Raw genomic sequence first — 21,501 nt, 5'->3', positions numbered from 1 at the left:
CTATTCGAGAGAAAAGCAGCCAAAAAGGCTGCTCGTCTAGTTTTGTCCATATGCTTTGCATATGCAACAGTATAACATATTTATACTCATTATTGAATGAGTTCAACATGCCGAATATCAATTGCCGCTCCCGGCTGGAATTCTTCATTGAGATAATCATTCGGGTCGGTACTATGGAGCTGGACAATCGAAAACTGAAATTCAGCAGTCTTTTCCACAGTCATCCTTACCCCTTTATAATAAACATTCGCCTGCGGAGCCGACGATTCCTGCCTGCCGGCAAAAACCCATTCATTCGGCAAAATGGTGTAAATGGTCATTGCAGCAATTCCCCTCCTGTGCGATCTTCCGTCTGTTTTCGGTCATCGATCAGGCTATTCAATTTCTTCATGGCCTGTCCCACTCCTCCGACCGAGTCAATAAGGCCACAGGATACAGCATCGGCGCCTACTACGTTTGTCCCTATATCTCTGGTCAAGTTCCCTTTGGCAAACATCAATTCCTTAAATTCATCTTCGCTCACCTTACTATGCTTCGTCACAAACTGGATGACGCGGTCCTGCATCTTGTCCAGATATTCAAAGGTTTGCGGTACGCCGATCACCAGCCCTGTCAGCCGGATGGGGTGAATCGTCATAGTGGCAGTCTCGGCAATGAAACTATGGTCACAGGATACAGCGATCGGCACCCCAATGGAATGCCCTCCCCCAAGTACGATGCTGACAGTCGGTTTAGAAAGCGAGGCAAGCATCTCCGCAAGCGCCAATCCCGCCTCCACATCTCCGCCAACTGTATTTAAGATAACCAATAACCCTTCTATTTTCGGATTTTGTTCGATGGCCACTATTTGCGGTATGACGTGTTCATATTTGGTAGTCTTGTTCTGCGGCGGCAGCTGCATATGGCCTTCTATTTGCCCGATAATCGTAAGGCAGTGTATTTTGGAATCGGACATTTGCGGCACATTCGTTTGTCCAAGCTGCTGGATTTTATCCAATAAAGATGGCCCTTTGTCTTCCTGTTTTCCATTTTCCTCTGGTGAGGCCTGCTCATTTGCCATAGAATGAATTCCCCTTTCAACTGTAATATAATTAGTATGAACGGAGTGGAATCAATTCATTCCGTGAGAAAACAGCTTGCCTAAAGTAAAACTCTATTTGTGAGGGAATTTATTTATCCCTACCAATCATTAGTTAACCCAACCTGAGGTCTTGATCTCCTGTTTACACTTCTTCGTCCTCGCTCTCTTGTCGAAGCTGGGATATGAATGCCAATTAGAACAGGATAAACGATGCAGAAGGAGCTTATATTAAAAATTTCATCAATTGACAAAGTCGGTCTTTTTCCTTCCGCCGGATGGGCAACAAAAACATAAAAAACAACCGCCACTCGTAAAGTGGGCGGTTGTTTTTTATCTTAATTAGATTTCCATAATGATCGGCAAAATCATCGGCCGGCGCTTCGTCACTTCATACAGATGCGAATTGAGGGCGTCACGAACATCTTGTTTTAGTGTTGACCAATCGAAGTTGCTGGTGCTCACATTCTTTTCAACAGCTTCCTTCACAAGTGTGACGGACTGGTCGATTAATTTTTCAGATTCTCTTACATATACAAAGCCGCGCGTAATAATCTCAGGACCGGAAACAATCGCCTTTGTGACTTTATCCAATGTAACTACGACAATCAGAATGCCGTCCTGTGACAATAGACGGCGGTCCCTAAGGACAATATTTCCTACATCCCCGATTCCGCTTCCATCTATCAAAATATTTCCGGATGCCACTTTTCCTGTGACTGCAATATGATTTTTAATCACTTCCACTGTCTCGCCATTTTCGGCAATGATAATTGAGTCAGCTGGAATTCCGGATTCCTTGGCCACTTTTTCATGGGCAATCAGCATTCTGTACTCGCCATGAATCGGCATAAAAAATTGCGGCTTAAGTAAATTAATCATTAGCTTAAGTTCATCCTGGCTACCATGGCCTTGAACATAGACAGTTTTATTTTTGCTGACTACATTGACATCGGCGCGATATAGCAAATCGATGGCTTTGGTGAGCATCAGCTCGCCGCCTCGTACCGGTGACGCTGCCACAATCACCGTATCATCCGGTCGCAGTGAAATCTGTTTATGATTCTTTTTCGCCATTCTTTCCATCGCTGAAATAGGTTCGCCTTTTGCACCTGACGTGATGATGGCAATCTGGCGGTCATCATAATCGTTCATCTCAGCCAAAGGAATAACTTGGTCTTCTTCACATACAAGGCTTTCTGTGTGCATGCAGATATCGTATATCTGTTTGATTTCCTGTCCGATAATCACCACTTTGCGGTTGCTTTTGGCAGCGGCATTCAACGTATGCTGAATCGTATTGATATTGGAAGCGAACGTCGTCACGATGACACGGCCCATTGATGCTTGAAAGACATCCGTCATATTCCGTTCCACGATGGCTTCCGATGCCGTATTGCCTGGTTTTTCCGCACCCGTACTGTCAGAAAGAAGCAACAGTACCCCTTCCTCGCCGATTTGCGCAAGCTTGCCTAAATCCGCAGCATAAAGTCCTGTCGCAGCTTGGTCGAATTTAAAATCGCCCGTATAGACGATGCACCCTTTCTCTGTATGGATGCAAATGCCTAATGAGCCCGGGATGCTGTGGTTTGTCCGAAAAAAGGAAACGGACGTGTCTCCAAATAACAGCTTGGCATTATGGTCGATTTCTACGAAGTCTATTTTTTTCTTAAACTTGACTTCTTTCATTTTTAATTTAATCAACTCTATCGTTAATTTTGTTCCATAAATAGGAACATTTATATAATTTAGAATATAAGGAAGAGCACCGATGTGGTCTTCATGCCCATGGGAAATGAAGATTCCCTGTAGCTTCTCTTTGTTCTCCATTAAATAGGTTGTATCCGGAATCACTACATCGATGCCAAGCATTTCCTCTTCCGGAAACATTAAACCGGCGTCGAGAACAAATAGCTGCTCATCGACTTCGATTGCATACATGTTTTTTCCAAGCTCACCTTGTCCGCCTAAGGCAGTGACCTTGATTTTGTTTTTTGCAGTTTGATTATTCACATCTTTTCCTCCTAATGAAAGCATTTCCGCTCGTTCAAATTATGTCTATTATACCTTACTTAATTTTTATATATCAACCTTTTACCATGATTGTTGGTTGGGAGACACCCTAAAACGGCGGTCGCTTTTCTCGTCTAAACGTTGGCAGTACAAGCTTTTTCTTCTTCTGAAAATGGCTTATAGAGCAATTTATGTATGTATTTGTATCCAAGATTGTTTTTGCAAACTATGTTGCTGGTCATGTAAGTATATGTATGTATCAGAAGAAAAGCAGGCCGACCAAACAACCGGATCAGCCTGCTTGCTAATTATCTATTCAAAAGATTAGTAAGTGTGTTTCTCTCTTCTGCTGTAAGGGCCACTAAAGGTAAACGGACTGAACCTACATCCATCCCTTTTATCTGTAGAGCCGTTTTAACAGGAGCTGGGCTTGGCGCCATGAACATTCCGGCCATCAACGGGCATAAAGTACGGTGAAGTTCCGCTGCTTTTTGCAGGTTTCCGCTGTAAAATGCCTCAATCATTTCCTGCATTTCATTCCCGATGATATGGGAAGCCACTGAAATAATCCCTGCCGCTCCGATTGAGAGCATCGGAAGAGTAAGATGATCGTCTCCGCTGTACAGCAGGAAATCATCCGGAGTATTGGCGATAATTTCAGTTGCCGAAGCAAAATCAGCGGTTGCTTCTTTGATGGCCACTATATTAGGGATTTGGGACAAAGCAACCACAGTTTCCGGCGCGATCTTTGCCACTGACCTTCCCGGCACATTATACAGCATGACCGGCAATGAGGTATTTTCAGCGATTGCTTTAAAATGTTCGTACAGGCCTTGCTGGTTAGGCTTGTTATAATACGGAGCCACTAAAAGGACGGCGTCTACGCCGATTTCCTCCGCTTTTTTGGTCAATTCAATTGAAGCATACGTGTTGTTGCTTCCGGTGCCTGCTATTATAGGCACACGACCGTCTACAACTTTCACCACATGTTGGAAAAGCGCAATTTTCTCTTCTGTTGTAAGTGTGGGCGATTCGCCGGTCGTTCCTGCTACGACCAGTGAATCAGTCCCGTTTTCTATAAGATAATTGACGAGTTGAGTCGTCTTTGGAAAATCAATATTTCCTTTATAGTCAAAAGGGGTCACCATTGCTGTTGACACTTTCCCGAAAGAAATCATGCTTTCACTCCTAATTGATTGTTTCATTCATTTTTGTATTTTGGTGCTGTGTAACTCGACATGCAGTTCAAAGGCGTCATGCAACGCATTGACTGCAGCCGTCAAGTGTTCTTCTTTTACAAGTACCCAAATGGTCGTATGGCTGTCCGCCGCCTGCAAAATGTTGATCCCTTGCTCTGATAAGGCGGACACTATTTTGGCCGTTACGCCCGGGACGCCGGTAATGCCTGCACCTACTACAGACACCTTCGCGCAATTGCGGATGACCGTCGGATTATAGCCGATTTCCTCGAGAACCTGTATGGCTTTATCCGTCATTTCTTCATTTACGGTGTATACAACTCCGTTCAAAGAAATATTGATAAAATCCACGGAAATAGAGGCATTGGCCATCGCCTTAAATACTTCTGTCTGTAAATTATATTGATCCTTCTTTGCATTGACCCGTATTTGCGTCACACGCGGCATATGCGCGATACCTGTAACCAGTTGGTCCTGCACATCGCTTCCCCGTCCCTGGCGATGGACAGAAGTCACCAATGTACCTAAGCCGTCACTGTAAGTGGAACGGATTCTGATCGGCACTTTCGCCGCCATGGCAATTTCCACTGCCCGGGGATGGATGACTTTGGCTCCTTGATAAGCCATATTGCACACTTCATTATATGTCACGATTGATAAAGCGCGGGCTTTATCTGTTATGCGCGGATCCGCTGTCATTATTCCTTCGACATCCGTGAATATATCGATCCATTCAGCCTGCAGCGCTGCACCAAGGGCGGCCGCAGAAGTATCGCTTCCTCCGCGCCCGATTGTCGTCACATCGCCGTTTCTTGCAATTCCTTGAAACCCTGCAACCACTACTGCATCATGGGTCTCAAGTTCTTTCAAGAGACGTTCGCATTTCATTTCGACGATTTTGGCGTTTGTGTGCTCATTATTGGTGCGGAACCCTGCTTGGGCGCCGGTAAAGGCCGTTGCTTTAATCTGGTGCTCATTCAGCATATTCGCGAAAACAACCGAAGAGATTGTCTCTCCAACAGAAAGAAGCAAATCTTGCTCTCTTCTATTGATGTGCGTGTGCTGGCCCCCGACAAGGGAAAGCAGCGTATCAGTCGCATATGGATCGCCTTTTCTTCCCATTGCAGAAACAACGACTACCACTTTATATCCTTCATTAATAGCTTTTTCAATATGTTTTCTCGCATGTGTTCTGCTTTCTTCATCCTTTACGGACGTTCCGCCGAACTTTTGGACGATTATTTTCATGTTTACACCTCAAATGAACTCAGCCTTCCAGTGGCTGCAAAGGCTGAGATTTTCTACAGGCAGAATTATTTCACCTTGACTATATCTAATTTTAATAAACTTTCCGCTATTTGAACAGAGTTCCACGCTGCGCCTTTTAAGAGGTTATCAGAAACAATCCACATATGGAACCCGCGGTCGTTATCCAAATCTTTGCGAATCCGTCCGACAAACACTTCGTTTTTGCCCACAGAATCGGCTGGCATTGGATAGACCTGATGCTGCGGATCATCCTGGAGGACAATTCCGGGTGCATTCTTCAGGGCTTCTTTCATTTGTTCTACCGTTACGCCTTCCTTCTCCACTTCAATATAGACCGATTCGGAATGGCCCGTTTCGACTGGGATGCGTACACAAGTGGCTGCTACAGGAAGATCGCTGCGATGCATGATTTTTTTGGTTTCATTAATCATTTTCATTTCTTCGAATGTATATCCGTTATCCTGGAACTTATCTATTTGCGGGATGGCATTGAAAGCAATCTGATAATGTTTCTTATCCCCTTTGACAGGCAGGACTGCTGGCGTTATTTCTTCGCCATCCAACAGAGCCCGCGACTGCTCCTTCATCTCCGCTATGGCAGCTGCACCGGATCCGGAAACAGCCTGGTATGTTGACACAAGTACTTTAGTCAAACCGAACTGCTGGGAGATCGGCTCCAAAGCGACAACCATTTGAATGGTAGAACAATTCGGGTTGGCAATAATCCCTTGTTGTTCCTTAAGGTCTTCCTCATTCACTTCAGGCACCACCAATGGCACATTCTTATCCATACGGTATGCGCTCGTATTATCGACAACGATTGCGCCACGCTTGACAGCCTCGGGAGCCAATTGCAGAGAAATATTCCCTCCGGCGCTGAATAATGCAATATCGACGCCCTCGAAGGATTCCGGTTTAGCCTCTTGCACAGTGATATCCTGCCCTTTGAACTTCACTTGTGTTCCAGCAGAACGTGATGAAGATAAAAGAGTTAATTGGCTGATCGGCAGATCTCTTTTAGACAAAGTTGCGATCATCTGCTGCCCTACCGCTCCTGTTGCTCCCACTACTGCTACATGTAATCCTTGTTTCTCTTCCACCGTCTATACCCCATTCCTATCCAAACATTTTTGCCAACGTGAGGAACTTGGCATAACCACCACAATGGCAGTAGCCCTTATGTAAGGGCCATCTTCTACATTGTACGTTTAAATGCTGCTCACATAAATAGCAAATGCCTATATATTTATTAATTTTATCTTAAAGATTTATTTGATTTTATCATATAACATTCGAAAAGGAAGGGATTAATACTCTAAAGTGTATATAAAATTTCCTGTTATCTGCTTCCCGAGGCTTATCTTAGGTATTTTTCAATGATCACCGGCTGGATTTGTTTGCCCTCGATTGCCGCGAGAATGGTATCCCGTATCAGCGTCATATCCGCGACCATGGATTTCGGTTTATTATGAGGGTCGTCTTGGCCATATGGGATAAAATAGATATCTTTAGCGGCCATCAGCGTCATGAGATTAACGCCATTCAGGCCAAGGGCGTCATTCGTGGAGATTCCGAGGACAACAGGGCGGTAATTCCTTAAAGTCGCTTTGGCCGCCATAAGGACCGGGCTGTCCGTCAAGGCATTGGCGAACTTGCTCATCGAGTTGCCTGTAAGAGGCGCTATGACCATGCAATCAAGCGGCATTTTGGGGCCAAGAGGCTCGGCTTTTACGATGCTGTCAATCACCTTGTGCCCCGTTATGGCTTCAAAACGCTTGACCCAATCCTCGCCTTCTCCGAAACGGGTATTTGTATGTGTGACTGTCGATGTGACAACCGGTATCACTTCTGCACCTTCATTGACCAGACGCTCTATCTCCGGGAATACTGCATCATATGTGCAATGGGAACCCGTCACACCAAACCCTATCCGTTTTCCTTGTAAACTCATTTTGCCTTCCCCTTTCTTTTCTCCAGATCTTCCTGCAGTAATTGCGTTAAGACGCCTGCCATGATCTGGCCTGCCGTCTTCGGGGCGACAATGCCGGGAAGACCGGGCGCCAACAGCGCTTTTATGCCTCGTTTTTCTGCATAGCGAAAATCTGTGCCGCCGGGCTTAGAGGCCAGATCAAGGATCAATGTATGGGCAGGCATGCTGGCGATGACTTTCGCTGTCACTATAGCCACAGGAATTGTGTTGATACAGATATCGATATCCTTTACTTTTCCAACTAGTTCGTCTAAATGGAATGGCTTCATGCCCATTTCTGTAATGCGGGCAATATGCTCTGTCTTTCTGACACCAACCCGTACATCGGCTCCCAATGCCCGGAACGTGCGGGCAACGCTCATCCCGGTTCTCCCTAGGCCCAGTACCATTACTTTACTGCCATGGATCGTAAAATCGGTATGTTGTATAGCCATCATAATGGTGCCTTCCACGGTAGGAATGCTATTGTAAATAGCCACATCATCGCGTTCAAACAACTTTACTAATCTACGGTTTGAATGTTTGGTTATTTCATTCAAATAGGCATTGCTGATCCCGGAATACACTGTGCAATGGGCAGGGGTCGCTGCCAGATGATCATGTGTCAGCATAATATCTTCATTCGAAAAGATTGCCTCTACCTTACCTTCCGTATTCGTTCCCGACACAGGTAAAATAATGCTATCTATTTCTGAAAAATCGATTTCGTCCATTTTCTCTTTAACGGCACCCGAAAAGGCATGGTCAAGCTGACCGAAACCGGCCAAAGACAGCTTTGCATCCTGTTCAGTGAGTTTCTTGATCACTTCCAGTTGGCGAGCATCCCCGCCGATGATCGCTATTTGCATACCAGTAAGCATTAAACATCACCTGCTTCTTTTGGATATAAGGAAACCTTCATTCTGTTTTCCATCCCATCATATGAAACACGCATGAAATAGGTGTTTGTCAATATGTAGCCATCCATCCCCAATAGAAAAAAGCGCCTCCCATAAAGAGAGACGCTTTTTCTATTGGCCCGAGTCTTCATACTGTCCATCGGGTATATCGATGATAATCATATCCGCGCCGATTTTTTTGATATGCCTCCATGGCACCCGGATGTCGCTTCCGTTTTTCTTGAAACCGAACCATTTGACCGATGGAATAATCAATGCCACTATTTGTCCATTTTCATTGATCTCCAAGTCCGTCTGACCAAGCACTCCGAGGCGTTCAGCGCGTTTGACATCTACGATTTCTTTGCCGCTCAGTTCACTCAGCCTCATCCTAATCACCCCTTTTTCTCTTATCTATTACATTCATATAAGAAAAGAAGAGATGTTAGAAGTGAATCTCAAAAAAATGGTTACTTGTTGGACTGCCAATCCTCAACTGGTGAAATATAAGCCATCGCATGGTCGTTTGTGAAAACTTGATCGGTTATGTCAGCTACACTTTCCTGCGTAACGGCATCAATCAGTTCTACCATTTCATCCAATGACCGATGTTTGCCGAGCATCAGCTCGTTTTTGCCGTTGCGGCTCATACGGCTATTCGTGCTTTCAAGGCTTAGCATTAAGTTGCCTTTTAGCTGTTCTTTGCTGTTTTTCAGTTCTTTTTCTGTGATGCCTTCTGCTTTGAAAACATCAATTGTATGCTGAATTGTCTCAAACAGGACATCCATCTGTTGGGCGCCTGTTCCTCCATAAATCGTCACCATTCCACTATTCTCATACCCGGAATGATACGAGTAGACTGAGTAAGCAAGTCCCCGTTGCTCCCGTACCTCTTGGAACAAGCGGCTGCTCATGCTGCCTCCAAGAATGTTATTCATAACAATCAGGCTATAGGCGTTCGGGTCTCCGATCGGCAGCCCATTATAGCCCAAACAAAGATGGGCTTGTTCGGTTTCTTTCTTTTTTTGCAGTGTATTGTAATGGAAGACAGGCGTGTTTGCTTGCACATCAGCCTGCTTAGCGCCTTCATACTGGCCGAAGAGGGCTTCCACTTCTTTAATAAACGATTCGTCTACATTGCCGGCAACAGAAATCACCAGACGGTCGGGTGTATACATCTCGTGGACGTATTGCTTCAATGTATCGCTTGTAAACGTAGAAAGCGTCTTTTCCGTGCCAAGGATTGGATAAGCGAGAGGATGGTTTCCGTAAACCGCTTTGCTCAATAAATCATGGACGATATCATCAGGGGTGTCTTCGTACATTTTAATTTCTTCAAGCACCACATTCTTTTCTTTCTTCAACTCTTCAGCATCGAATTTGGAATGGAAAAACATATCGCTTAGCACATTCAGAGCAAAGCTGGCGTGATTATCTAATACCTTCGCATAATAGCAGGTGTATTCTTTAGAGGTGAAAGCATTCACCTGACCGCCGATGCTATCGAAAGCTTCGGCAATCTCTTTGGCATTTCTCGTTTCAGTCCCCTTGAAGAACATATGCTCAAGGAAGTGGGAAATACCGTTATTGTTCTCATTTTCATTCACAGACCCCGCTTTGATCCAGAGGCCGATTGCCACCGAGCGTACAGTCGGGATGTTCTCTAGTACAATTCGCGCTCCATTGCTGCATGTATATTTCTTTATCAAATTAGTTCCTCCCTATATCTTGCTGTTCATCTTTATTTATTCATCGGATTATTCGTTCCTCTTCCAGGGCATCGCTGACTGTCGTGATTTCCAATTGTCTCTTTTTGATACTGGTTATCAGAATATCCAGCGATTTCGCTGTCGGTTCGGTCGGATGCATGAGGATGAATGCACCGTTATGAAGTTTGCTTAATACACGTTGAGTTAAAATGGAAGGCGAAGGTTTCTGCCAATCAATCGTATCTACACTCCAGAGAATTGTATCCATGCCGAGTTTGTCCGCAATCGCTACCGTTTCTTGGCGGAAAGCCCCGCTTGGAGGTGCAAACAACGTACAGTCTTTTCCAGTAACGGCTTTTATGACCTTATTGGTCTCTTCCAACTCTTTTTGTGACAGATTCGATGACAGTGTTTCCATATTGGGATGTGTATAGGAATGGTTCCCTATCTCATGGCCGGCTTCGGCTATCATTTTAGCCAGTTCCGGATTATTTTTGGTCCAGCGCCCTTCCAGAAAGAATGTTGCTTTCACTTGATGCTTTTTCAAAGTAGTCAGCATGCCAGGAAGATATTCGTTTCCCCATGCGACATTGATGAGCAACGAGATAACCGGCTTATCGGGATGAGCCCTGTAGATCGGCTCTGCTTTTAATTGAGACATATGGACATTGGGAGGGATTTGCTTGAAGATCAGTTTCTTCTCATCAAAAACTCCCTTTTTTTTCATTACATCATATGATGCTTTTACATCCACTTTCAAACCATTGTATCCCGGTACAGTCTTCCATACAGAGTCTATCATAGCATTTTTTGGAGCAACTTCATATTTCTTAGCTTTATCCTTGATCTCTTGCATTAAAAGATCATGCTTGGCTGTGGCCGTCATGGCCTCCTGCTTCATGGCCGTCACATATGTATTTATTTGGGGCGCCTGCACAATCAACAGGGCGCTTCCGCTCAGGGCACCCACAATGAGGCGCTGCTTCCATCGACCTTTCATAAAACGTGCCTCCTCACAAATTGAAACTGCAAAACTGCAGCAGGGATTCCTGGCAACCGGATGCATTCACATAGGGTTATACAAGCAATCCTTATTTGTTATATCCTTTGTCAATTTGCCTAAATCAAAACATCCTTTGTACAGTTTTATGAGGAGAAAAACGCCGATAGAAGTGATGGCCCGTAAAAAAATCTGCGCTAAACAAGCTAACAGCAGAAAATTGGATAGAAAAGAACCGTGGTGCAGGCACCACGGTTTCTTTAAAGAAACAAAATCAGCTCATTTGTTCCGCTTCTTTTTGTTCTTTTAAAACAGCTTTGCGTGATAGGTTAACTCTTCCTTGCTTGTCCACTTCAGTGACTTTAACAAGGATTTCATCTCCCAGGCTTACAACATCCTCTACTTTGCCGACACGCTCTGGCGCAAGTTCGGAAATGTGGACTAAGCCGTCCTTCCCGCTGAAAATTTCAACGAAAGCACCGAATTTTTCAATCCGTTTTACTTTGCCCAAATATGTTTTTCCAACTTCCACTTCACGGACAAGGTCTTCAATAATTTGCTTCGCTTTTTGGTTGTTCTCTTCATTTGTAGAGGAAATGAAGATTGTTCCGTCCTGTTCAATATCAATCTTAACTGATGTTTCTTCAATGATTTTATTGATTTGTTTACCGCTTGGTCCAATAACATCACGGATTTTGTCCGGATTGATGGTCATTGTCAAGATCTTCGGCGCATATTTGGAAAGCTCCGTACGAGGTTTCTCAAGTGTCGCCAGCATGGAATCAAGGATGTGCATTCTTCCTTTTTTCGCCTGCTGCAATGCCTCTTTAAGAATTTCTCTGGATAGCCCGTCGATTTTAATATCCATTTGCAGAGCGGTTACACCTTTAGCTGTTCCCGCCACTTTAAAGTCCATGTCTCCAAGATGGTCTTCCATTCCCTGAATATCCGTAAGAATGGTATAATGCTCATCTTTTTTGACGAGTCCCATTGCGATTCCTGCCACAGGGGCTTTAATCGGCACACCGGCATCCATCATAGCAAGCGTACTTGCACAAATGCTGGCTTGGGATGTAGAACCGTTGGATTCCAGCACTTCCGATACCAAACGGATTGTATAAGGGAAATCTTTTTCCGATGGGACAACCGGTTCAAGGGCTCTCTCACCAAGCGCGCCATGGCCGATTTCACGGCGTCCAGGACCGCGCATGAAACCTGTTTCACCCACTGAGTAAGGCGGGAAGTTGTAATGGTGCATAAAGCGTTTAGACTCTTCCACACCAAGTCCGTCTAGAATTTGTACGTCCCCTAAGGCTCCTAATGTACAGATGGAAAGCGCCTGTGTTTGGCCGCGTGTAAATAAACCTGAACCGTGTGTACGTGCAAGCAAGCCTGTCTCAGAAGACAGCGGACGGATTTCATCTGGCTTACGGCCATCCGGGCGGACTTTTTCTTCCGTGATCAAACGGCGGACTTCATTCTTCACAAGCTTGTTTAAGATTTCCTTCACTTGTTTCAGAACTGTCTCTTCCGCTTCCCGCTCTTCATAATGCATCACTACCCGGTCTTTCACTTCGCTGATTGCTTCTTCACGGGCAATCTTTTCTTGTACTTGTACCGCTTTATTAATGTCGTCTTCGCACATAGCCGTTACTTCAGCGACAAGTTCTGCATCCAGTTCATACAGCTCGATTTCTCTGTTTTCTTTGCCGACTTCAGCGACGATTTCTTCTTGGAAAGCAATTAGGCGCTTGATTTCTTCATGCCCGAACATGATTGCTTCAAGCATCACTTCTTCCGGAACCTCATTCGCACCGGCTTCGACCATGTTGATGGCATCTTTTGTACCTGCAACTGTCAGGTTGATATCGCTCTCCTCCATTTGCTGAACGGTCGGATTGATGATAAATTGTTCATTTATGCGTCCGACTACTACGCCAGCGATAGGGCCTTCGAAAGGAATATCTGAAATGGACAGTGCGAGTGAAGATCCGAACATAGCAGCCATCTCAGATGAGCAATCCTGATCCACGCTCATTACAGTAGAAACAACCTGAACTTCGTTTCGGAAGCCTTCGGCGAATAAAGGACGGATTGGACGGTCGATCAGACGGCTTGCAAGGATAGCCTTCTCGCTTGGACGCCCTTCCCGTTTGATGAATCCTCCCGGAATTTTACCTACTGCATACAGTCTTTCTTCATAGTTGACGGTCAACGGGAAGAAGTCAACCGTTTTTGGGTCTTTAGAAGCAACCGCTGTACTAAGGACAGCTGTATCACCGTATCGGATTAAAGCTGCTCCGCTAGCTTGCTTTGCCAATTGGCCAACTTCGACAGTCAATGTTCGGCCGGCCCAGTCAATCGAAAATGTCTTTTTTGTTTGAACCATTTTTCAAACCCCTCTCTACAATCTATAAACGAGAATAATAATATACGTTAGACGAATCATTTAACTCTTTCATATATGTAAAAGCTCTTGTTTACTTAATCACACTAGTTTTATTATGCACGAAAAAATGTATCATTAACAGTATAAAAACAAATATGTATGAACATTTTTTCGATTTTGACCAACTTTCAGAGTTTCAATTCTTTATTTTGGCTATTTTTTCTTTTATTTACAAGAAAAAAGCGGGAAGAATCCCGCTTTTTGTAAGATGGGGACATCCCCATTGTTTTCAAAGTCTTGCTTTGGCAAGGCTTTGGATTATCGACGTAAGCCAAGTTTGTTGATTAGTTCGCGGTAACGAGCAACATCTTTGTTACGTAGGTAAGTTTGAAGGTTACGACGTTTACCAACCATTTTCAAAAGACCGCGACGTGAGTGGTGATCTTTTTTGTGGATACGTAAGTGCTCGTTAAGAGCGTTGATTTCTGCAGTCAAAACAGCGATTTGAACTTCTGGAGATCCAGTGTCAGTTGGATGCGTTTTGTATTCTGCGATAATTTCGTTTTTGCGTTCTTGAGTAATTGCCATTCTTTTTCACCTCATAAATTTTTTAAAATCCCCTGTTGCTGAGCATAGCGTTGGTGATTCGACTAGCCAAGACATAGGTTCATTCTTTTTTAATACGTTCTTTATCATACTCTTTCTTCCGTCAAAATGCAAGACTGACTTCAATGATTCTTAAAATAATGCTTTGTATTTTCTGTATCGCTTTTAATTTGGTCGATCAAAGCCTCAACGGAAGTGAATTTTATTTCCCCACGCAAGCGCTTATGCCATTCGATCGTTATAGAGCTATCGTAAATAGAATCATTGAAATCAATAATGTACACTTCCACGAAAGGTTTATCCGGATGCGTATCATGGAAAGTAGGCTTATAGCCGACGCTGCAGACTCCCATATACCATTTACCATCAACTGCTACGCGGACAGCATAGATGCCAATAGCCGGAATGATCAACTCATCAGGCAATTCTGTATTGGCCGTCGGAAATCCCAGTTCCCGTCCCCGTTTTTCCCCATGAACAACGGTTCCTGTTGTGGCATAGTGCCGTCCAGTCAGCTGATAGAAGGTTTCCATCTCCCCTTCACTCAAAGCCTGCCGGATCCGCGTAGAACTAATTTTGCTATCATCCATGTCGATTCGGCCGATAACGGTCTGAGAGAATGCTCCGCGTGCGTGTTCAGGCAGCGTTTCCATCGTCCCTTTTCCGAATTTGCCGTAAGAATAATCGAAGCCTGCAGTTACATGTTTGACGTGTAAACCGATCAAGAATTGATCCACAAATTCCTGCGGGCTGAGAGAAGCGAATTCAGGTGTGAAATTGGCAATGAATAAATAGTCCACGCCCAGCTTTTCGATCAACGATATCTTTTCCTCAAGGTCTGTTATATAATGGACCGCCTGGTCTTTCTTTAATACAGCCAGAGGGTGCGGATTAAAAGTCATAACTGCTGACTTCCAGCCGTTTTGCTTAGCCGTTTCAATCGCCGACTTGATCACTTGCTGATGGCCTTTGTGGACACCGTCAAAAAAGCCAAGTGCAATCGATAAGGGCGGAAAATCATCTTGGTGCAACTTATGAGGATGATCCAGTTTAATTACGTTCAATTCCCTCTCCTCTTTCCAAAAGAACACTTCTTTTCATTGTAAAGTTGTACGCAGCACTTTTACTGGCTTGATGCAATTTTCTTTGGATTCATGAACTTTATACACAGCAAGTGCAGCCTCTTTATATAGTATAACAAAAGGTTCACCCGGCTGGGTAATAACTGATTCTGGCTTTTCAAGGACAGCGCCGTTCATGACCTTTGCCGCCTGGCGCTCGTCCACACGATGCTCCGGCAAATGCTTCAGCCCCTCTTCAAGCGGTTTCAATATGCCCTCCGCTTCCCCATTGGCAGCAAGTTCCGCCACCTGCTCCAAAGTATAGCAATCTTCCGCATGAAAGCCGGCTGATTGGGTTCGGGTCAAATAGGACATATGGGCAGGATAACCTAACGCTTCCCCTATATCCACAGCCAATGTGCGGATATAGGTGCCTTTTGAACATGCAGCGGAAAAGCGGAATGAAATGGTTTCCCCGCTGAATTCCTCGCGTTCATCCAATAATATCAGTTCTTGGATGGTCACCGTGCGAGTGGGCCTTTCCACTTCCAGTCCGGCGCGGGCATACTCATACAGTTTTTTGCCGTTCACTTTCACGGCTGAATACATTGGCGGTGTCTGCTGGATTTCTCCTGTGAACTGTTGCAGAACGGAGAGGATTTGTTGGCGTGAAATTGTTTTGATGCCTGGCACTGTCTCCAGCACGTCCCCACCCGCATCTTCTGTCGTTGTGGAAAAGCCGATGGTAACTTCCCCTTCATAGGTTTTTCCGGCATCCGTTACATACTCGGCCACCTTCGTGGCTCTTCCTATACAGATAGGCAACACTCCGGTTACATCTGGATCCAAAGTGCCGGTATGGCCTACTTTTTTGGTATGCAGGATTTTTCGCAGTTTGAATACACAATCATGCGAGGTCATTCCCGCCGGTTTAAATAGAGGCAAAATCCCTTCCACGATGCCTCACCTCATCTTTCTATTGAATATAGCCTTATGCGGCTTGAACGCTTAAAAAAAGCCGGCTTCGCCTAGCATCAGAATACAATGCCCGAGAAGCCGGCCCTTATGTATGGGGACTTGCTCAAAAAGAGGGTCCCCTCGGTTCTACTTTAATAAAACCTTATTCTTCGTTTTGTCGATCGTCTGTTTCTGCATGGATTTGGTGAATTAAATGCTCGATTTTATTCCCATAATCGATGGATGAATCCCATTCGAACGTGATTTCAGGCGTAATGCGCAAACGGATGCGTTTTCCGATTTCCGAGCGGATAAATCCTTTTGCTTTTGCCAACCCGATTAATGTATTTTGCTTTTGCTCCTCGTCTCCTAGGACGGACACATAAACGGTTGCTTGTTGAAGATCGCCTGTAACCCTGACATCCGTAACGGTCACAAAACCGATTCTCGGATCTTTTAACTTACGTCCGATGATATCGGTCAATTCCTTTTTCATCTGTTCACCAACACGATTTGCACGAAGGCTCATATTATCACCTCGCCTATATTATACCCATTGAAACTCAGTAATGGTCCTTTCTATTTCAGGAAAAGAATCTACAAATTTCAATGCCTGCTGCAATTCTTTTTCTGCAGCGATTTTGGATGAAGAAACAGTCACTACCGCAATCCTTGTCCGTTGCCATAAATCCTGGTAATCAACTTCCGCCACCGCTACATTGTATTTCTGTGAAAGCCTCCGAAGAATTCGTTGCAGGACGCCACGCTTGTCTTTCAGCGTATGGGCGTCCATAATAAATGCTTCAAATTCCACCGCGGCTATCATTTGCGTTCAATTTCTTCCATTACATAAGCTTCAATGATGTCGCCTTCCTTCACATCATTGAAGTTTTTGATTGTAATACCGCATTCATATCCTTGGGCAACTTCTTTAGCATCGTCCTTGAATCGTTTCAATGCATCGATTTCACCATCATAGATGACGACTCCATCGCGGATCAAGCGTACGCCGCTGTCACGTGTGATTTTTCCGTCAACCACATATGAACCGGCAATTGTGCCAACCTTGGAAACTTTGAAGGTTGTACGTACTTCCGCCTGTCCGATAATCTTCTCTTCGAATTCAGGATCAAGCATCCCTTTCATCGCAGATTCGATTTCATCGATAACTTTGTAGATGATGCTGTGCAGGCGTACATCCACTTTTTCTGATTCAGCAGCCCGTTTTGCGTTGACGTCAGGACGGACGTTAAAGCCGATCACAATGGCATTAGAAGCAGTTGCAAGCATGATATCATGTTCATTGATTGCTCCTACGCCGCTATGGATGATTTTAACTTTCACGCCTTCAACATCAATTTTTTGCAAGGATGCAGCAAGTGCTTCCGCTGAACCTTGGACATCCGCCTTAACAATAAGGTTGATTTCTTTCATTTCGCCCTGTTTCATTTGCTCGAACAAGTTATCAAGTGTCACGACAGCTTTCTCATTCCGTTGTGATTGCAATTGTTGTTGGGCACGTGCTTCCCCTACGTGGCGGGCTGTTTTTTCGTCTTTGAACACAACGAACAAATCCCCTGCTTGAGGAACTTCATTCAAACCTGTAATTTCGACAGGAGTGGATGGAGCCGCTTCTTTAACACGTCTGCCCAGGTCATTGACCATTGCACGTACACGGCCGAAAGATGTCCCTACTACGATTGGATCGCCAATGCGAAGCGTACCGTTCTGGACAAGCAAGGTAGCTACCGGTCCGCGTCCTTTATCCAATTGCGCTTCGATTACTGTACCAGTCGCCAATTTATTCGGATTAGCTTTGTATTCTTCCACTTCGCTTACAAGCAGGATCATTTCAAGCAGTTCATCGATTCCTTGGCCTTTTTTAGCAGAAATCGGAACAAAGATTGTATCTCCGCCCCAAGCTTCCGGCACCAAGCCGTGCTCAGTCAGTTCCTGCATCACGCGGTCAGGGTTGGCTGTTTCTTTATCCATTTTATTGACTGCGATAATGATTGGCACTTCTGCCGCTTTCGCATGGTTGATCGCTTCAATTGTTTGCGGCATGACGCCATCGTCAGCAGCTACTACAATGATTGTAATATCGGTGACTTTCGCACCACGGGCACGCATAGTTGTAAAGGCTGCGTGGCCTGGTGTGTCCAGGAATGTAATTTTCTTATTGTTCACATCGACTTGGTATGCACCGATATGCTGTGTGATCCCGCCTGCTTCACCTTCCGTTACTTTTGTATGGCGGATGCTGTCAAGCAAAGTCGTTTTACCATGGTCAACGTGGCCCATGATTGTAACAACAGCTGGGCGTTCCACGGTGTTTTCCGCTTCATTTTCTTCGCTTGCTGTATATGCTTCAAGGTCAGTCATGTCGATTTTGATTTCTTCTTCAACTTCAACGCCATAGTCGCTGCAGATCAACTCGATCGCATCTTTTTCAAGGCTTTGGTTGATGGTGGCCATCACGCCTAACATGAATAGTTTCTTGATGATTTCAGAAGGTTCGCGATGAAGCTTCTTAGCCAATTCTCCTACCGTTAAAGACTCAGTGAATGTAATCTTTTTAGGCAGTTCTTTTTCTTTTCTTGGCGTATGCATTTGCGGTGTTTTATTGCCGCTGTTATGCTGCTTTTTGTTGTTGCGTTTTTTGTTCTTATTGAAAGGTGTTTGGTTTCCGCCTGGCTTTTTCGCGTTGTTTCCGCCTGTTTTTACAGGTGTCTTTTTCTTAAGCTTTTGCTTATTCACACTGTTTTCGTCGTGGCGGTCTTCATATTTATTTTCAATGGCAACCTTTTCATCATTGGCTCTAGTGTCAGCCTTAGCTGCATTGTTTGTATTTTTCTTTGCATATTGTTGGTCTAGTTTTTGTACAGCAGGATCTTCCATAGTTGACATATGATTGGTTACCTCAATATTCATTTCTTTTAGCTTTTCAATAATCTCTTTGCTTGAAACATTATGTTTTTTTGCGTATTCATATACACGTATTTTGGTCATACGTTCACCCCCGTATAAATTAATGCAGCAATGTTTTCAACTTGTTGGCGAAACCATCGTCAAGCACGGCGATAACCACGCGATGATCTTTGCCAATTGCGTGACCAAGCTGATCTCTACTTTCCACTTTCAAGAGAGGCACATTGTAGAAATTGCATTTATCGGTTATCTTTTTTTCGGTATTGGAGGAAGCGTCTTCTGATAAAAGGACCAGTTTGGCTTTTCCGGTTCGGATTTCTTTCACTACTAGTTCTTCGCCGGAAATGACTTTTCTGGCTCTATTGGCCAACCCAAGAAGAGAGGCCCACTGTGGTTGATTCATGGCTTTACTGCTTCTCCTTTTCCGCTAAATCGATTAAGTCTGCATACAGGCTCGATTCGATTGGGACTTCCAGATGGCGGGCAAGCGAATCCTTTTTCTGAGCGGCCAGAATAGCCGCTTTGTCCAAGGATACATATGCGCCGCGCCCTGACTTTTTACCGGTCAAGTCAATGGAGACATCGCCTTCTTTGGAACGCACGATGCGGACCATTTCTTTCTTGGGCTTCATTTCACCGGTAACCACGCATTTTCGCATCGGAATTTTTTTGCGAGTCGACATCTTATTCACCTCTATTAATCAAGATCTTCATCATGGTCATGGTTGTATAAGTCATCGTAACTCTCATCAATGCTCGCTTGGCTTAGGAAAGATTCTTCCTCTGCCTCTTCTTCTTGGTGTTCTACAGGATAAATGCCTGCTTCTCTTGCATCAGTTTCACTCTTGATATCAATCTTCCAGTTTGTCAATTTAGCGGCAAGGCGCGCGTTTTGTCCGCGTTTGCCGATTGCCAGTGACAATTGATAGTCCGGCACGATGACTGTTGTCGCTTTTTCTTCTTTATTGACAAGTACTGCAAGCACTTTAGAAGGGCTAAGTGCATTGGCGACAAATTCAACTGGGTCTTCAGACCATTTGACGATATCGATTTTTTCGCCTTTCAGCTCATTTACGATCACTTGGACGCGCTGTCCTTTTTGGCCGACACAAGCTCCAACAGGATCCACGTTTTCTACATCCGTATGGACGGAAATTTTCGAACGGTCACCTGCCTCACGGGCAACTGACTTGATTTCTACAGTGCCGTCGAAGATTTCAGGCACTTCTGTTTCGAAAAGGCGTTTCAACAATCCAGGATGTGTGCGGCTCACGAAGATTTGCGGCCCTTTAGATGTTTTTTCCACCTTAGTGATAAACACTTTGATACGGTCATGCGGTTTATAGTGCTCATTCGGCATCTGTTCGCTTGCAGGCAGCAAAGCCTCGATTTTGCCAAGGCTCACATAAATATAACGGTTGTCGACGCGTTGGACGATCCCGTTCATGATATCTTCTTCGCGATCGATGAATTCAGAATAAATAATGCCTCTTTCTGCTTCTCTCACGCGCTGTGTCACAACTTGCTTGGCTGTTTGCGCGGCGATGCGGCCGAAGTCTTTTGGAGTCACTTCCATTTCAACTACGTCCTCAACCGCATAATTAGGATTGATTCTTCTTGCATCTTCCAATGAGATTTCAAGGCGTGAATCAAAGACTTGGTCCACAACTTCTTTGCGTGCCAATACGCGCATTGTCCCAGTTCCAAGATTCAGGTCCACCCTCACATTTTGAGCCTGGTTGAAGTTTCTTTTATATGCGGAAACCAACGCCGCTTCAATTGCATCTATAATTACATCTCTGGAAATGCCCTTTTCTTTCTCCAATAGCAGAAGAGCATCCAATAATTCACTGCTCATTTTAAATCCCCCTGACTAAAGATAGTAACTTATGTTATGAAAAAGTGACAGCTAGCCTTGCTTTTGCTACTTTTTCAGTTGGAATTGAAATTTCTTTTGTTCTTGTTTTAATTTTAATGGAAAGCGTTAGTTCTTTTTCGTTATAAGAAAGCAGCGTTCCTTCGAATTCTTTGCTTCCTTCGATCGGTTCATACGTTTTAACGTTGACGTGCTTACCGATTGCGCCCAAGAAATCCTTTTCTTTCTTCAGTGGACGCTCAGCGCCTGGCGAGGACACTTCAAGGAAATAATTCTGTTCGATCGGATCGACCTCATCTAGCTTTTCACTCAATTTTTCACTGACGATGCCGCATTCTTCGATATCAACGCCAGCTTCTTTATCAATGAATACGCGAAGGAACCAGTTTTTTCCTTCTTTTACGAATTCGATGTCCACCAATTCTAATTGCTGCTGTTCAAGGATGTCTTTCAAGAGTTCTTCAACGATTTCTGTTACTTTTCTGCTCATACCATCCCTCCTATTCCAAATACTTTTTCATTGTCAATGTTGTTGGTGATTGCCGCTT

The 21,501-nt window shown here is 44.5% G+C and carries 22 protein-coding genes; all 22 read right to left on the bottom strand.

The genetic code is table 11. From position 1 onward, the window contains the following. Positions 1–89 precede the first annotated feature (89 nt). The 22 genes from BN1765_RS09145 to rimP all read right to left on the bottom strand — a co-directional run bounded on the left by BN1765_RS09145 (position 90) and on the right by rimP (position 21,443). A complete protein-coding gene (locus BN1765_RS09145) occupies positions 90–320 on the bottom strand; it encodes a YlzJ-like family protein (protein ID WP_050614834.1) in 231 nt (76 codons plus the stop codon). After that, positions 317–1,060: a ClpP family protease gene (locus BN1765_RS09140; protein WP_050614833.1), complete on the bottom strand. Its 744-nt coding sequence runs from the start codon at positions 1,058–1,060 to the stop codon at positions 317–319. Before BN1765_RS09140 ends, BN1765_RS09145 begins: the two co-directional genes overlap by 4 nt. A gap of 360 nt (positions 1,061–1,420) precedes the next feature. Continuing rightward, the gene (locus BN1765_RS09135) at positions 1,421–3,115 is read right to left on the bottom strand and encodes a ribonuclease J (RefSeq protein WP_050614832.1); all 1,695 of its coding nucleotides are present in this window, start codon (positions 3,113–3,115) and stop codon (positions 1,421–1,423) included. 284 nt (positions 3,116–3,399) lie between these two features. Further along, on the bottom strand, positions 3,400–4,269 hold the full coding sequence (gene dapA / locus BN1765_RS09130) for a 4-hydroxy-tetrahydrodipicolinate synthase (RefSeq protein WP_050614831.1): 870 nt from the start codon (positions 4,267–4,269) through the stop codon (positions 3,400–3,402). Between the two features lie 27 nt (positions 4,270–4,296). After that, entirely contained in the window at positions 4,297–5,538 is a 1,242-nt protein-coding gene (gene dapG, locus BN1765_RS09125) for an aspartate kinase (RefSeq protein WP_050614830.1), read from the bottom strand. A 65-nt stretch (positions 5,539–5,603) separates the two neighbouring features. Then, the gene (asd, locus tag BN1765_RS09120; protein ID WP_050614829.1) at positions 5,604–6,659 is read right to left on the bottom strand and encodes an aspartate-semialdehyde dehydrogenase; all 1,056 of its coding nucleotides are present in this window, start codon (positions 6,657–6,659) and stop codon (positions 5,604–5,606) included. A gap of 257 nt (positions 6,660–6,916) precedes the next feature. Beyond that, positions 6,917–7,510 (bottom strand): dipicolinate synthase subunit B, encoded by a 594-nt coding sequence (locus BN1765_RS09115; protein WP_050614828.1) that lies wholly within the window; start codon positions 7,508–7,510, stop codon positions 6,917–6,919. Further along, the gene (gene dpaA / locus BN1765_RS09110; protein WP_050614827.1) at positions 7,507–8,409 is read right to left on the bottom strand and encodes a dipicolinic acid synthetase subunit A; all 903 of its coding nucleotides are present in this window, start codon (positions 8,407–8,409) and stop codon (positions 7,507–7,509) included. Before dpaA ends, BN1765_RS09115 begins: the two co-directional genes overlap by 4 nt. A gap of 150 nt (positions 8,410–8,559) precedes the next feature. Then, positions 8,560–8,817, bottom strand: a complete 258-nt coding sequence (locus tag BN1765_RS09105; protein ID WP_050614826.1) for a YlmC/YmxH family sporulation protein — start codon at positions 8,815–8,817, stop codon at positions 8,560–8,562. An 80-nt stretch (positions 8,818–8,897) separates the two neighbouring features. Further along, on the bottom strand, positions 8,898–10,136 hold the full coding sequence (locus BN1765_RS09100; protein ID WP_050614825.1) for a M16 family metallopeptidase: 1,239 nt from the start codon (positions 10,134–10,136) through the stop codon (positions 8,898–8,900). A 40-nt stretch (positions 10,137–10,176) separates the two neighbouring features. After that, complete coding sequence (locus BN1765_RS09095; RefSeq protein WP_050614824.1) at positions 10,177–11,136, bottom strand: polysaccharide deacetylase family protein; 960 nt, start codon at positions 11,134–11,136, stop codon at positions 10,177–10,179. Between the two features lie 274 nt (positions 11,137–11,410). Further along, a complete protein-coding gene (pnp, locus tag BN1765_RS09090; RefSeq protein WP_050614823.1) occupies positions 11,411–13,525 on the bottom strand; it encodes a polyribonucleotide nucleotidyltransferase in 2,115 nt (704 codons plus the stop codon). A 318-nt stretch (positions 13,526–13,843) separates the two neighbouring features. Continuing rightward, a complete protein-coding gene (gene rpsO / locus BN1765_RS09085; RefSeq protein WP_050614822.1) occupies positions 13,844–14,113 on the bottom strand; it encodes a 30S ribosomal protein S15 in 270 nt (89 codons plus the stop codon). Between the two features lie 140 nt (positions 14,114–14,253). Beyond that, positions 14,254–15,195, bottom strand: a complete 942-nt coding sequence (ribF, locus tag BN1765_RS09080; RefSeq protein ID WP_050614821.1) for a bifunctional riboflavin kinase/FAD synthetase — start codon at positions 15,193–15,195, stop codon at positions 14,254–14,256. Between the two features lie 33 nt (positions 15,196–15,228). Beyond that, positions 15,229–16,149, bottom strand: a complete 921-nt coding sequence (truB, locus tag BN1765_RS09075; RefSeq protein ID WP_050614820.1) for a tRNA pseudouridine(55) synthase TruB — start codon at positions 16,147–16,149, stop codon at positions 15,229–15,231. A 163-nt stretch (positions 16,150–16,312) separates the two neighbouring features. Beyond that, positions 16,313–16,678, bottom strand: coding sequence for a 30S ribosome-binding factor RbfA (gene rbfA / locus BN1765_RS09070; protein WP_050614819.1), 366 nt, complete (start codon positions 16,676–16,678; stop codon positions 16,313–16,315). A gap of 18 nt (positions 16,679–16,696) precedes the next feature. Beyond that, entirely contained in the window at positions 16,697–16,975 is a 279-nt protein-coding gene (locus BN1765_RS09065; RefSeq protein WP_050614818.1) for a DUF503 domain-containing protein, read from the bottom strand. After that, on the bottom strand, positions 16,972–19,158 hold the full coding sequence (gene infB / locus BN1765_RS09060) for a translation initiation factor IF-2 (RefSeq protein ID WP_050614817.1): 2,187 nt from the start codon (positions 19,156–19,158) through the stop codon (positions 16,972–16,974). Before infB ends, BN1765_RS09065 begins: the two co-directional genes overlap by 4 nt. A 19-nt stretch (positions 19,159–19,177) precedes the next feature. Further along, positions 19,178–19,480, bottom strand: coding sequence for a YlxQ family RNA-binding protein (locus BN1765_RS09055; RefSeq protein WP_050614816.1), 303 nt, complete (start codon positions 19,478–19,480; stop codon positions 19,178–19,180). A 4-nt stretch (positions 19,481–19,484) separates the two neighbouring features. Continuing rightward, positions 19,485–19,760: an RNase P modulator RnpM gene (rnpM, locus tag BN1765_RS09050; RefSeq protein ID WP_050614815.1), complete on the bottom strand. Its 276-nt coding sequence runs from the start codon at positions 19,758–19,760 to the stop codon at positions 19,485–19,487. 14 nt (positions 19,761–19,774) lie between these two features. Then, the gene (nusA, locus tag BN1765_RS09045) at positions 19,775–20,935 is read right to left on the bottom strand and encodes a transcription termination factor NusA (RefSeq protein ID WP_050614814.1); all 1,161 of its coding nucleotides are present in this window, start codon (positions 20,933–20,935) and stop codon (positions 19,775–19,777) included. Positions 20,936–20,969: 34 nt separating this feature from the next. Continuing rightward, a complete protein-coding gene (rimP, locus tag BN1765_RS09040; RefSeq protein ID WP_050614813.1) occupies positions 20,970–21,443 on the bottom strand; it encodes a ribosome maturation factor RimP in 474 nt (157 codons plus the stop codon). Positions 21,444–21,501: the final 58 nt, after the last annotated feature.

This window comes from Bacillus testis (assembly GCF_001243895.1).
GTDB classification, from domain to species: Bacteria; Bacillota; Bacilli; order Bacillales; family DSM-1321; genus Bacillus_AD; species Bacillus_AD testis.
This window is presented reverse-complemented; position numbering and strand designations above follow the sequence as displayed.

Excerpts from the sequence above, each read along its gene's own strand:
- BN1765_RS09145 (WP_050614834.1), bottom strand. The coding sequence starts at position 320 with ATGACCATTTACACCATTTTGCCGAATGAATGGGTTTTTGCCGGCAGG.
- BN1765_RS09140 (WP_050614833.1), bottom strand. The coding sequence starts at position 1,060 with ATGGCAAATGAGCAGGCCTCACCAGAGGAAAATGGAAAACAGGAAGAC.
- BN1765_RS09135 (WP_050614832.1), bottom strand. The coding sequence starts at position 3,115 with ATGCTTTCATTAGGAGGAAAAGATGTGAATAATCAAACTGCAAAAAAC.
- dapA (WP_050614831.1), bottom strand. The coding sequence starts at position 4,269 with ATGATTTCTTTCGGGAAAGTGTCAACAGCAATGGTGACCCCTTTTGAC.
- dapG (WP_050614830.1), bottom strand. The coding sequence starts at position 5,538 with ATGAAAATAATCGTCCAAAAGTTCGGCGGAACGTCCGTAAAGGATGAA.
- BN1765_RS09115 (WP_050614828.1), bottom strand. The coding sequence starts at position 7,510 with ATGAGTTTACAAGGAAAACGGATAGGGTTTGGTGTGACGGGTTCCCAT.
- dpaA (WP_050614827.1), bottom strand. The coding sequence starts at position 8,409 with ATGCTTACTGGTATGCAAATAGCGATCATCGGCGGGGATGCTCGCCAA.
- BN1765_RS09105 (WP_050614826.1), bottom strand. The coding sequence starts at position 8,817 with ATGAGGCTGAGTGAACTGAGCGGCAAAGAAATCGTAGATGTCAAACGC.
- BN1765_RS09095 (WP_050614824.1), bottom strand. The coding sequence starts at position 11,136 with ATGAAAGGTCGATGGAAGCAGCGCCTCATTGTGGGTGCCCTGAGCGGA.
- pnp (WP_050614823.1), bottom strand. The coding sequence starts at position 13,525 with ATGGTTCAAACAAAAAAGACATTTTCGATTGACTGGGCCGGCCGAACA.
- rpsO (WP_050614822.1), bottom strand. The coding sequence starts at position 14,113 with ATGGCAATTACTCAAGAACGCAAAAACGAAATTATCGCAGAATACAAA.
- rbfA (WP_050614819.1), bottom strand. The coding sequence starts at position 16,678 with ATGAGCCTTCGTGCAAATCGTGTTGGTGAACAGATGAAAAAGGAATTG.
- BN1765_RS09065 (WP_050614818.1), bottom strand. The coding sequence starts at position 16,975 with ATGATAGCCGCGGTGGAATTTGAAGCATTTATTATGGACGCCCATACG.
- infB (WP_050614817.1), bottom strand. The coding sequence starts at position 19,158 with ATGACCAAAATACGTGTATATGAATACGCAAAAAAACATAATGTTTCA.
- BN1765_RS09055 (WP_050614816.1), bottom strand. The coding sequence starts at position 19,480 with ATGAATCAACCACAGTGGGCCTCTCTTCTTGGGTTGGCCAATAGAGCC.
- rnpM (WP_050614815.1), bottom strand. The coding sequence starts at position 19,760 with ATGTCGACTCGCAAAAAAATTCCGATGCGAAAATGCGTGGTTACCGGT.
- nusA (WP_050614814.1), bottom strand. The coding sequence starts at position 20,935 with ATGAGCAGTGAATTATTGGATGCTCTTCTGCTATTGGAGAAAGAAAAG.
- rimP (WP_050614813.1), bottom strand. The coding sequence starts at position 21,443 with ATGAGCAGAAAAGTAACAGAAATCGTTGAAGAACTCTTGAAAGACATC.